Source organism: Serratia sp. JSRIV006, from assembly GCF_019968685.1.
Lineage (GTDB): Bacteria > Pseudomonadota > Gammaproteobacteria > Enterobacterales > Enterobacteriaceae > Chania > Chania fonticola_B.
Genome location: NZ_CP074137.1, coordinates 957229 through 969914, shown reverse-complemented (window position 1 = coordinate 969914; position 12686 = coordinate 957229). Strand labels below are relative to the sequence as shown.

Sequence of the window (12686 nt, the reverse complement as noted above, 5' to 3'; positions counted from 1 at the left end):
AGGACCTCCCTGTCCTTTTTTAGTGCGGCGTCTCTAACGTTACGGGAACCTCTACCCCGTAGTCATTCATGACGCCGAGCACCACTTTCAGTTTCCCTTTGGGGAACGCCGAGCCGAGCGGCCAACTCACCTGCGAAAAAGGCGCGACCATATCGGCTGGTTCAATATGCAGGTTTTTATTGCCGCTTTTGGCATAGCTGATGCTGACGTAATAAGGCGTGGGATTACTGACCTGTAATGCATTGCCATTACGCTGGATTTGCAACTGTTTACCCGCCTGATTCCCCTCTCCCGGCAGCCCTTCTGGCCGATAGAACACCTTCAACCGGTTGCTGACCAACAGTACCAGCTTGTTTTTATCCGTTTCGCTTTGCTTGACGGCTGGCACCTGGAGGAAGTTAAGGTGAAACAGGGATTCTCGGTCGGTCGGTAAACCTTTGCCGGTGTACATCAAACGTACCATTTGCCCGCTATGGGCATTCATCCGGAAAATCTGTGGCGATGCGATAAAGGGGGCATCCGCCGTTTCGGGCGTCGATTTGTCATTATCGATATCGAGCCAGACCTGGAGCAGCGCCGGAGCAGCATCATCGTTGGTAAACTGCAGCGTTTTCTCGCGTGCCTGAGCCGGGTAGATCACTCGGTTGCCCAGCATGGTGACACTGGCAGCAGCGCTATCGACAATCAACAACGTCAGGCTGAACAGCAATGCCGCCCAACAAGAAAAGGTACGTGTGGTATACGCCATAAGAGAGACCAGTCAACAAGACTAATAACTCAGCACCCCTTAGCGTTTCGGGCGGTGCTGACGTTATTATGGGTAACAGGTTATTTCCCGCCATCAGGCTTGAGCCTGGTGGCGGAAACAACCTGGAGCGGAAGAGTATTATTTATACGTAATCGCATATTGTGCCGTGGCGATCACTGAACCTGCAGTCACCCCAGCTTCTTCGGCATAATAACGGGCAACCAGTTCTTGCGAGGTTGATGTCGCGCCGGTTGCCAGCGTCATTGCGCTGGTGGTGGCCGTTGAACCCGTAGTAAAGCTCAGTGGCGTGGTGGCATCGCTATCCAACAGTTGAATAGAAACCTTGGTCGCATCACCGGTGTTACCCAGGTTGCCATTGGTAGTCGTGTTATTGCCCACAAATACCGTCTTGATGGAGGTGTCGCTGGCCGCGGTAGTACAACCGGTTACGTTAACGGTAAAGGTTGTGTCACCAGCGGTGGCACCTTTGGTAGCGAGCGAGCTGGCCGCAACCGTCTGCAGTAACACCACCGGATTGGCTTCATTGCCGTTAATATTCACCGAGCAGGTTTGAGTACTCACTTCACCCTTGAATTGCACGGTGTTGGCTGAATCTGCCATGGAGGTGCTAGAGAATGCAATTAAAGCGAGAGCCGTCATTTTGATTTTCATAAGAAATCCTTTTAATTTACTTTTTCCAATAAAGCAGTCCTGGCAGTAATTAATTACTGGCTTAAACTCACTAAGAATATACATGTCACACTATATTTCTAAAACGCCCTGTGGACATGTGAGATTATTCTAGCAAACCCAGATTTTTCCTAACAACCATTTTTTCGTCGCAATCGCATATAATAGAATTTATTTACATTTTGTAACAACTATTAATCTTGCTTTTTAGATAAATTAAAACATTAAATATCAATAGGTTAAGATATCGCTATAATCACAACGCCACAATAATAAACATTTTGAAACATATTGGCCTTTTTAGGGGGTATTCCCTAAGGTTAGGAATATTCCTGTCATTTTAATATTTTAATGTCTTTGTTTAGATAATTATTGATTGTTCAGTAACCATTCAGATGTCGAAAACTAGGTCGCCGGGGCTGGAAAATACCACCACAAAACAGGAAATCTATCGCTGAAATACCCCTCCCCGCCACCAAGAAGAATCTTAAATAAATTTTTACACCATGTCGCAGATTGGTGAGTTCATTTAACATAGGCATAAAAAAACGGAGAGTACCTTTACGGCACTCTCCGTTTGCTTACTGATTCAGTAACGAATCAAACCGTTATATTACTGACCTTTAACTTCTTTCAGGCCATTGAACGGTGCGCGGTTGCCCAGCGCTTCTTCGATACGGATCAGTTGGTTGTATTTAGCAACGCGGTCAGAACGGCTCATAGAACCGGTTTTGATCTGGCCAGCCGCAGTGCCTACCGCCAAGTCAGCGATGGTAGCATCTTCGGTTTCACCTGAACGGTGAGAGATCACCGCGGTGTAGCCTGCGTCTTTCGCCATCTTGATTGCAGCCAGAGTTTCGGTCAGAGAACCGATCTGGTTGAATTTGATCAGGATAGAGTTAGCGATGCCTTTCTCGATGCCTTCTTTCAGGATCTTGGTGTTGGTCACGAACAGGTCGTCGCCCACCAGCTGGATTTTGTCGCCCAGCACTTTGGTCTGGTATGCGAAACCATCCCAGTCAGATTCGTCCAGACCGTCTTCGATAGACACGATTGGGTATTGCTTGGTCAGGTCTTCCAGGAAGTGAGTGAACTCTTCAGAAGTGAAGGCTTTGTTGCCTTCGCCAGCCAGCACGTATTTGCCGTCTTTGTAGAATTCAGACGCTGCACAGTCCATCGCCAGAGTAATGTCTTTACCCAGTTCATAACCTGCCGCTTTTACCGCTTCAGCGATAACAGCCAGCGCTTCGGCGTTAGAACCCAGGTTTGGCGCATAGCCACCTTCGTCGCCTACGGCGGTGTTCATGCCCTTGCTCTTGAGTACTTTAGCCAGGTGATGGAACACTTCAGAACCCATACGCACGGCTTCTTTCAGCGTTTTAGCGCCAACTGGCTGGATCATGAACTCTTGAATATCAACGTTGTTGTCTGCGTGCTCACCACCGTTGATGATGTTCATCATAGGCAACGGCATAGAGAATTTGCCTGGGGTGCCGTTCAGTTCAGCGATGTGCTCATACAGCGGCATACCTTTAGAGGCAGCAGCGGCCTTGGCAGCAGCCAGAGAAACAGCCAGGATGGCGTTAGCGCCAAACTGGGATTTGTTCTCGGTACCGTCCAGATCGATCATGATCTTGTCGATGTTAGCCTGGTCTTTGGCATCTTTACCCACAACCGCCTGAGCGATTGGGCCATTTACTGCGGCAACGGCTTTCAGTACGCCTTTACCCAGGAAACGAGACTTGTCACCGTCACGCAGTTCCAGTGCTTCACGGGAACCGGTAGAAGCACCTGACGGCGCTGCAGCCAGACCGACGAAACCGCCTTCCAGATGCACTTCGGCTTCAACAGTTGGGTTGCCGCGTGAGTCGATGATTTCACGACCGATGACTTTAATGATTTTGGACATTAGGTTTTCCTCAGACAAGTTAAACTAAAACTCCAGACAAACAACGCGCGGTTTTGGCCGCGCGTTGCTTACTAAAACTCTTATTTCACCTGACGCTTCTGGTGTTCACCGGCCGCCTTGACGAAGCCAGCGAACAACGGATGTCCATCACGCGGCGTCGACGTAAATTCCGGATGGAACTGACAGGCCACAAACCACGGATGATCAGGCAATTCAATAATCTCAACCAGCTTGTTGTCCGCAGAACGACCCGCCACACGCAGACCCGCGGCTTCGATCGGCTTCAACAGCATGTTGTTAACTTCGTAACGGTGACGGTGACGTTCCACGATGGTTGGCTCGCCGTACATCTTGCGCACCAGGCTGTTGTCGGTCAGGTGGCATTGCTGGCCACCGACGCGCATCGTGCCGCCCAGATCGCTTTCTTCGGTACGGACTTCGACGTTGCCGTCTTCGTCACGCCACTCGGTGATCAATGCGACCACCGGGTACTTACAGTCTGGCACAAATTCGGTGGAGTTAGCATTTTCCATCCCCGCCACGTTGCGCGCAAACTCCATCAACGCCACCTGCATACCCAGGCAAATGCCCAGATAAGGAATTTTGTTTTCACGCGCGTAGCGTGCGGTCATCACCTTGCCTTCCACGCCACGATAGCCAAAGCCGCCAGGGATCAGGATTGCATCCAGATCTTTCAGCACTTCAACGCCGCGGGTTTCAACATCCTGCGAATCGATCAGCTTGATGTTGACGGTCAGACGGTTTTTCAAGCCACCGTGCTTGAGCGCTTCGATCACCGACTTGTAAGCATCTGGCAGTTCGACATATTTGCCGACCATGCCGATGGTCACTTCGCCGCCTGGATTGGCTTCTTCGTAGATCACCTGCTCCCACTCGCCCAGATTGGCTTCCGGCGGTGTCAGGCTGAATCGTTTACAAATATAATCATCCAAGCCCTGAGATTTCAAGAGGCCTGGGATTTTATAAATGGAATCAACGTCTTTCAGGGAGATAACCGCTTTTTCCGGTACGTTACAGAAAAGAGCGATTTTAGCGCGTTCATTAGCAGGAACTGCGCGATCGGAGCGGCAGATCAGCACATCTGGCTGAATACCGATGGAAAGCAGTTCTTTTACCGAATGCTGGGTAGGTTTGGTTTTCACTTCACCCGCGGCTGCCAGGTATGGCACCAGCGTCAAATGCATGTACAGAGTGTGCTCACGGCCCACTTCGACGGCCATCTGACGAATGGCTTCCAGGAACGGCAGGGATTCGATATCGCCGACGGTGCCGCCGATTTCGACCAACACCACATCGTGGCCTTCGCCGCCTTCGATGATGCGTTCTTTAATGGCATTGGTGATATGTGGGATCACCTGTACGGTGGCACCCAAATAGTCGCCACGGCGCTCTTTGCGCAGCACATCAGAGTAGATACGCCCGGTGGTGAAGTTGTTACGACGCGTCATTTTGGTACGGATGAAGCGCTCGTAGTGACCCAGATCCAGATCGGTTTCTGCCCCGTCTTCGGTGACGAAAACTTCCCCATGCTGAATCGGGCTCATGGTGCCCGGATCCACGTTGATGTACGGGTCCAGTTTCATGATGGTAACGTTGAGGCCACGGGCTTCAAGAATAGCCGCCAAGGAGGCTGCGGCAATGCCTTTACCCAGAGAGGATACGACCCCGCCGGTTACAAAAATATAGTTAGTTGTCATGCTGAACCTGAGAGTTTAGGTTTAAAGACGATGGAAGAACCAAGACGGGAAAGTAGTATACCCGAACCTCTCTTGACCTACAAACGATCGTTTTACCTGCCATCATCTCAACCACCCTCGTGAGTTCATCCCGGTTTAATCGTTCGGCCCCCGTTTTAGAGCCTTTTAGAAACAATGGGTTAGCATAAAAAACTGCGTACAAACCGAGTTTAGATGCAATAAAACACCTTAGATTTCAGTTTGTTGAGCTTTTCTGCCGGTTAAACCAGATTCAGCAATCCACAACCCGGAGCTTAACCGTTTCAGCTTGAGCAAATATTGTCGCCGATCAAACAAGCGACACAGTTAGGACAACGGTATTGGCAATTAGTTTTCCAGGCGTTTTACCTGCTGCCAGGCCTCTTCCATCTGCTCCAACGTGGCTTCCTGCATTGTCAGACCGCGGCTTTGCACGATCTCTTCAACCTGGCGGAAGCGGCGTTCAAATTTGCGGTTGGCCACCTGCAACGCCTTTTCCGCCTTATGACCCAGATGGCGGGAAAGATTGACCGTGGCAAACAGCAGATCGCCAATTTCCTCTTCCAGCTTCTGCTCGTCTACCACCGCTTGCTGGGCTTCGTGCATCACTTCATCCAGCTCTTCATACACTTTACCTACGACCGGCCCCAAGGTGTTCCAGTCGAAGCCGACCGCGGCACAGCGCTTCTGGATTTTATGAGCTTTCATCAGCGCCGGTAAGGCGTTGGGAATATCATCTAGCGCAGAGTGCAGCGCTTTCTCTGCCCGTTCACCAGCCTTCAACTGCTCCCAGCGGGCGGAAACCGCCGCGCTGTCTGCTGCCTCAGCCTCACCGAAGATATGCGGGTGACGGCGTTCCAGCTTGTCGCTGATGGCGTTGCACACCTGGTCGAAGTCAAACAGCCCCTGCTCCTGGCCCATCTGAGCATAAAACACCACCTGGAACAGCAGATCGCCCAGTTCATCACGCAGCTCGGCATAGTCCTGGCGCTCAATGGCGTCCAGCACTTCGTAGGTTTCTTCCAGAGTGTAAGGTGCGATGGTGGCGAAGGTCTGCTTACGATCCCACGGGCAACCCACCTGCGGATCGCGCAGGGTTTTCATAATGGTCAGCAGGCGTTGCAGTGGTGTTGGTTGGGTCATGTTGAACTCTCTGAATAATTAAGGGCCCAGCATGCTGAGCCCTTAAGCAAAAAACAAAAATCAAGCGCCGTGCAGGCGTTTGGCGTCGATAACGTCGGGCAGTTGATTGAGCTTGGCCAGCACACGCCCCAGCACCACCTGGTTATAGATTTCGATGTCCATATCGATGGTGGCCAGCTGCTTTTTGGTGTCGCTGCGGCTGGCGACGCCCAATACGTTGACCTTCTCGTTGGCCAGGATAGTGGTGATATCACGCAGCAAACCGCTGCGATCGTTGGCCACGACGCGTACCACCAGCGAATAACCGCTGGAGTAGCTTTCCCCCCAGACCGCATCCACGATACGTTCCGGCGCGTGAGACTGTAGCTCCGCCAGTTGATCGCAATCCGCACGGTGGATCGAGATCCCACGCCCCTGGGTAATAAAGCCGACAATGTCGTCACCCGGGATCGGCTGGCAGCAGCGGGCAATGTGGTGCATCAGATTGCCGACGCCTTCGACCACCACGCGGCCATTATCTTTGTTGCGGGCCGAGGTTGCCGGGGCTTTCTGCTGGGTCAGTTGGCGTAACGCTTCGCGATCCTGCTCCTCGGCACTAGGCTTGTTGAGCTTGCCCTGTAGGAAGTTCACCATCTGGTTGAGACGGATATCGCCGCCGCCAATGCTCGCCAACACTTCATCCAACGAGTTGACGTTATAACGCGGGATCAGCAACTTTTCGGCTTCCCGCAGGCTGATACCGAGGTGTTCCAGCTCGTTGTCCAACATCTGCCGCCCGGCCAGGATGTTTTTATCGCGATCCTGCTTGCGGAACCAGTTGTGGATCTTGGAGCGCCCACGGCTGGTGGTGACATAGCCCAGGTTCGGGTTCAGCCAGTCACGGCTAGGGTTCGGCTGCTTCTGAGTGATAATTTCAATCTGATCGCCCATCTGCAACTGGTAGGTAAACGGCACGATACGGCCGCCGATCTTGGCACCGATACAGCGGTGACCGACGTCGCTGTGGATATGGTAAGCAAAGTCCAGCGGCGTGGAGCCGGCTGGCAGATCCACCACGTCGCCCTTCGGCGTAAACACGTAGACGCGATCGTCGAACACCTGGCTGCGCACTTCGTCGAGCATTTCGCCCGAGTCCGCCATCTCTTCCTGCCAGGCGATCAGCTTACGCAGCCAGGCAATACGTTCTTCGTAGCCGGAACGCGCCGTAACCACCGCGCCTTCTTTGTATTTCCAGTGTGCAGCGACGCCCAGCTCGGCATCTTCGTGCATCTGGCGGGTGCGGATCTGGATCTCCAGCGTTTTGCCACGCGGCCCGAGCACCACGGTATGGATCGACTGATAGCCGTTCGGTTTCGGGTTGGCGACATAGTCGTCAAACTCATCCGGCAGATGGCGGAAATGGGTATGGACGATGCCCAATGCCGCATAGCAATCCTGCAGGCGCTCTACCACTACGCGCACCGCACGCACGTCGAACAGCTCATCGAACGCCAGCGATTTCTTCTGCATCTTACGCCAGATGCTATAAATGTGTTTCGGGCGGCCATAAATTTCCGCCTTGATGCCTTCGATCTCCATCGCGCTATGCAATGAAGCCACGAAGTCATCAATAAACTGCTCGCGATCGATACGGCGTTCATGTAGCAGCTTGGCAATGCGTTTGTATTCATCGGGATGCAGATAGCGGAAGCAGAAATCTTCCAGTTCCCATTTCAACTGGCCAATGCCGAGGCGGTTGGCCAGCGGGGCGTAGATATTGGAACACTCTTTGGCCGCCAGCACGCGTTCGTCTTCCGGCGCATCCTTCACTTCACGCAGGTGGGCAATACGCTCTGCCAGCTTGATCACTACGCAGCGGAAATCTTCCACCATCGCCAGCAGCATGCGGCGCACGTTATCGACCTGCTCGGAGCCCATCGAGTCGTTGTGGGTGGCTTTCAGTTGGCGGATGGCGTCCATATCGCGTACGCCGTGCACCAGGGAGGTAATGCCGGAACCGAACTCTTCGGTAAGGGTCGCTTCAGGAACGATCGCCGCGTCCACCAACGGGAACAGCAGCGCCGCGCGCATACTGTCGTTATCCATGCTGAGGGTCGAGAGGATCTCCACCATCTCCAGGCCACGCCATAGCAGCAACGGCGCATCGGGATGGTCTTTCGTCTGCTGTTCACAGTAACGCCAGGTTGCGGCTAATCGCTCACCTGACTGCGGGTTGGGCAACCCCAGGCTGGCTATCCAGTCATCAAGCGCGAATTCACCCGCCGTATTCAGATGTGCAGTTCTTACCGCGACCATAACTTCTCCCTACTTTTTCCGCGACCCGTGGATAAACAGCGCCATGGATTCAAGATGCCCCGTGTGCGGGAACATATCCAACATCCGCACACGCGCAAGACGATAACCGGCGTCCAGCAACACTTTGCTGTCGCGTGCCAACGTCGTGGGGTTACAGGATATATACACCACGCGCTCTGGCGCCAGTTTTACAATGTGTGACATCACCCCAGCCGCGCCTGCGCGGGCTGGATCCAGCATCACCTTATCAAATCCCTGTGCTGCCCATGGTTGTCGCGCAACGTCATCTTCCAGATTTTCATGGAAAAAGGAGACATTACTGAGCCTATTCCTATCGGCATTATATTGCCCATTCGCTACCAGCGTGGCAACACCTTCAATCCCGACCACCGCCTTGGCCCGCTTGGCCAGCGGCAGGGTAAAGTTGCCCATGCCACAAAACAGATCCAATATGCGATCATTGGGCTCAATCTCGAGCCATTCAAGGGCCTGGGCCACCATTTGCTGATTTACCGCATCATTTACCTGAATAAAATCGCGCGGATTGAAGTCTAAGCGTAGCCCGTCAACCTGATAATACGGCGCTTCACCGCACAGTTTTTCCAGCCGTTCGCTATCCGGTGCCAAATAAACGGTGGTGCCATTTTGCTGGGCAAACTGCTGCAAAGCCTGACGATCGCCCTGCTTGAGTGCATCCAGGTGGCGCAACACCAGCACCGGTCCGTTATCCGCCAACACCAGCTCCGCATGGCCCAGACGCTGCACGGCCTGCAAGCCGCTCAGGCATTGATACAGCGGCACCAGCAGCCGTTCCAGTTCCGGTGCCAATACCGGGCACTGCTTCACCGCCACCAGATCGGACGAGGCGGCCTGGTGAAAACCCATCAGCAAACGGTGCTGCTGGGGTTGCCACTGTAACCCCAGCCGCGCCCGCCGACGGTAACCATACTGCGGCCCGGCAATCACCGGTTCCTGCTGCGGCGTCACCCCGGTTTCGCGGTAGATCAGGCGCCCCAGCGCCGCCGCCTTGCTTTGCTGTTGCAGCGCCTCGGAGACATGCTGCTGCTGGCAACCTCCGCACACACCAAAGTGTGGGCAGCGCGGCTCAACGCGTTGAATGCTGCAATTTAACAGTTGCCTGAGCTGACCTTTGGCGAATTGCCGTTTGTCCTGCGTCAACTGAATTTCGGCCTGTTCCCCCGGCAAAACGCCGGGGATAAATACCGCTTTGCCTTCATGGCGTGCCACTCCCTGGCCAAATGGATCGAGGTCCGTTACCGTCACCGTGAATATTTGTGAAGCTTGCCGGGTCGTCACGCGGCGTTTCGGAGAGTAGAATTGCGCCATAATTATTGATTGTGTGTTGGTTAATTAAGCTTAAGATTAGCCTCCAATTCTCCCACATTGGAATCCCATGACCAAATACAGCTTGCGCGCGCGCATGATGATCCTGATCCTGGCACCGACTTTATTGATCGGTCTACTGCTCAGCACCTTCTTTGTAGTGCACCGCTACAACGAGCTGCAGGAGCAATTAGTCGATGCTGGTGCCAGCATCATCGAACCTCTGGCCGTCGCCAGCGAATATGGCATGACCTTCCGCAGCCGTGAATCGGTCCGGCAACTGGTCAGCCTGTTGCATCGCCGCCATTCGGATATTGTCCGGGCGATCACCGTATTTGACTCGCAGAACAACCTGTTTGTCACCTCCAACTATCACCACAATTATACCCAGTTGCAGTTGCCCAAAGGTGTGCCGATGCCCACCGATATGATGCTGACCCGGCGTGGCGATTCGCTGATCCTGCGTACGCCAATCCTGTCGGAGTCACAGTTCCCGGACGAGGACACCAGCGGGGAGGCACATCCCGACAGCAATCTCGGCTATGTGGCGATCGAGCTGGATCTGCAATCGGTACGCCTACAGCAATATAAAGAGGTGTTCGTTTCTACCCTGCTGCTGCTGCTGTGTATGTGTATTGCCATTCTGTTTGCCTACCGCCTGATGCGCGACGTCACCGGCCCGATCCGCAATATGGTCAACACCGTCGACCGTATCCGCCGGGGCCAGTTGGATAGCCGGGTCGAAGGCTTTATGCTCGGCGAGCTGCAAATGCTGAAAAACGGCATCAACTCGATGGCGATGTCGCTGACCGCCTATCACGAGGAGATGCAGCAGAACATCGACCAGGCCACCTCCGACCTACGTGAAACGCTGGAGCAAATGGAGATCCAGAACGTTGAGCTGGATCTGGCGAAGAAGCGCGCGCAGGAAGCTGCCCGTATCAAATCGGAATTCCTGGCCAATATGTCCCATGAGCTGCGTACCCCGCTCAACGGGGTGATCGGCTTTACCCGCCAGACGCTGAAAACCGACCTGAGCGCCACCCAGACCGACTATCTGCAAACTATCGAACGCTCGGCCAACAACCTGCTGACCATCATCAACGACGTGCTGGACTTCTCCAAGCTGGAGGCTGGCAAGCTGATCCTGGAACATATTCCGTTCTCGCTGCGTGAAACGCTGGATGAGGTGCTGGTATTGCTGGCCCCTAGCGCACACGACAAAGGGCTGGAGCTGACCCTGGATGTGCAAAACGATGTGCCAGAGCAGGTAATTGGCGATTCACTGCGGCTACAGCAGGTGATCACCAATCTGCTCGGCAATGCGGTGAAGTTCACCGAAACCGGCAATATCGATATCCGCGTTGAGCTACGTAACCAGTTGGAACGCCAGGTTGAGCTGGAAGTGCAGATCCACGATACCGGCATCGGGATTTCTGAACGCCAGCAATCGCAGCTGTTCCAGGCTTTCCGCCAGGCAGATGCCAGCATCTCGCGCCGCCATGGCGGCACCGGGCTGGGCCTGGTGATCACCCAGAAGCTGGTGAAAGAGATGGGGGGCGATATCAACTTCCACAGCCAACTCAACCGTGGCTCGACCTTCTGGTTCCACATCACCCTCGATCTCAACGAAGGCATGTTGTCGCTGCCACCTAGTCTACCGGACTTGCGCGGTAAGACGTTGGCCTATATCGAAGCCAACCCAACGGCGGCCCAGGCAACGCTGAATATGTTGAGCGTCACCCATTTGGTGGTAACCCATTCGCCAACCCTGGGGCAATTGCCGAAAAATCATTATGACTTCCTGTTGGCAGGCGTACCGATCCCTTATCGGGATGCTAATGGCCAGCATCGAGACAAGCTGCTGGAGTCGCTGAAACTTGCCGATCGGGTGATCCTGGCGGTACCTAGCCAGTCGCAGATCGATGCCGAAAAAATGAAAAAGCTGGGCGCTATCGGCTGCCTGACCAAACCGATCAGCAGTAATCGCCTGTATCCGTTACTGCGTCTGGAGGCCCCGCTGCGTCAGAACGCACCAAAGGTACATAGACGCTTACCACTGACGGTGATGGCGGTCGATGATAACCCGGCCAACCTGAAGCTGATCGGTGCCTTGCTGGCAGAACAGGTAGAAAAAACGCTGCTGTGCGAAAGCGGTGAGGAAGCCATCGTGCTGGCACGTGATAACGTGCTGGATATGATCCTGATGGATATTCAGATGCCGAATATTGACGGCATCCGCGCCAGTGAGCTGATCCGCCAGATGCCGCACCACAACTCCACGCCGATCGTCGCCGTGACCGCCCATGCGGTGAGCGGCGAGCGAGAACACCTGTTGGAGGCTGGCATGGATGACTATCTGGCCAAGCCGATTGACGAAGCCATGCTGACACGGGTGCTCTCCCGTTATCACACCATCGAGCTTGAACCAGAGGCAGCCCAGCCGCGTAGCCCAGCTGAACCACCGTTATCGCTGGATTGGCCGTTGGCATTGCGCCAGGCCGCCAATAAAGAGGATCTGGCGCGCGATCTGTTGCAGATGTTGATCGAGTTCCTACCGCAGGTCAGCGATCGGGTAAAAGCCGTGCTGGAAGGAGAAGAGGACGACACCATTCTCGATCTGATCCACAAGCTGCACGGCAGTTGCAGCTACAGCGGCGTTCCGCGCCTTAAGCAACTGTGCTTCTATCTTGAGCAGCAACTGCGTCAGGGTGTGAGCAACGGTGATTTAGAACCGGAATGGCTGGAGCTGTTGGATGAGATTGAGCTGGTGGAGACGGAAGCGAAGTTCCAGTTGGGGTAAACCAGACCCCTCACCCTA

The 12686-nt window shown here is 54.1% G+C and carries 8 protein-coding genes; 1 reads left to right on the top strand and 7 read right to left on the bottom strand.

Annotation, left to right across the window (positions count from 1 at the left end):
• Nucleotides 1–19: 19 nt before the first annotated feature.
• From KGP16_RS04415 to rlmD, 7 genes are all read right to left on the bottom strand, one after another.
• The gene (locus KGP16_RS04415; protein ID WP_059199782.1) at nt 20–748 is read right to left on the bottom strand and encodes a molecular chaperone; all 729 of its coding nucleotides are present in this window, start codon (nt 746–748) and stop codon (nt 20–22) included.
• A gap of 138 nt (nt 749–886) precedes the next feature.
• Entirely contained in the window at nt 887–1420 is a 534-nt protein-coding gene (locus tag KGP16_RS04410; protein WP_059199781.1) for a fimbrial protein, read from the bottom strand.
• Between the two features lie 631 nt (nt 1421–2051).
• Nucleotides 2052–3347, bottom strand: a complete 1296-nt coding sequence (eno, locus tag KGP16_RS04405) for a phosphopyruvate hydratase (RefSeq protein ID WP_021179388.1) — start codon at nt 3345–3347, stop codon at nt 2052–2054.
• An 80-nt stretch (nt 3348–3427) separates the two neighbouring features.
• Nucleotides 3428–5065, bottom strand: coding sequence for a glutamine hydrolyzing CTP synthase (gene pyrG, locus KGP16_RS04400; RefSeq protein ID WP_223500862.1), 1638 nt, complete (start codon nt 5063–5065; stop codon nt 3428–3430).
• 366 nt (nt 5066–5431) lie between these two features.
• Nucleotides 5432–6226 (bottom strand): nucleoside triphosphate pyrophosphohydrolase, encoded by a 795-nt coding sequence (mazG, locus tag KGP16_RS04395; RefSeq protein WP_059199780.1) that lies wholly within the window; start codon nt 6224–6226, stop codon nt 5432–5434.
• Nucleotides 6227–6286: 60 nt separating this feature from the next.
• Entirely contained in the window at nt 6287–8521 is a 2235-nt protein-coding gene (gene relA, locus KGP16_RS04390) for a GTP diphosphokinase (protein ID WP_021179385.1), read from the bottom strand.
• A 9-nt stretch (nt 8522–8530) separates the two neighbouring features.
• Complete coding sequence (rlmD, locus tag KGP16_RS04385; RefSeq protein ID WP_179249330.1) at nt 8531–9868, bottom strand: 23S rRNA (uracil(1939)-C(5))-methyltransferase RlmD; 1338 nt, start codon at nt 9866–9868, stop codon at nt 8531–8533.
• A gap of 67 nt (nt 9869–9935) precedes the next feature.
• On the opposite strand from rlmD, the gene barA reads away from it, so the two are divergent.
• Nucleotides 9936–12668, top strand: a complete 2733-nt coding sequence (gene barA / locus KGP16_RS04380) for a two-component sensor histidine kinase BarA (RefSeq protein WP_059199778.1) — start codon at nt 9936–9938, stop codon at nt 12666–12668.
• The last annotated feature ends 18 nt before the right edge of the window (nt 12669–12686 follow it).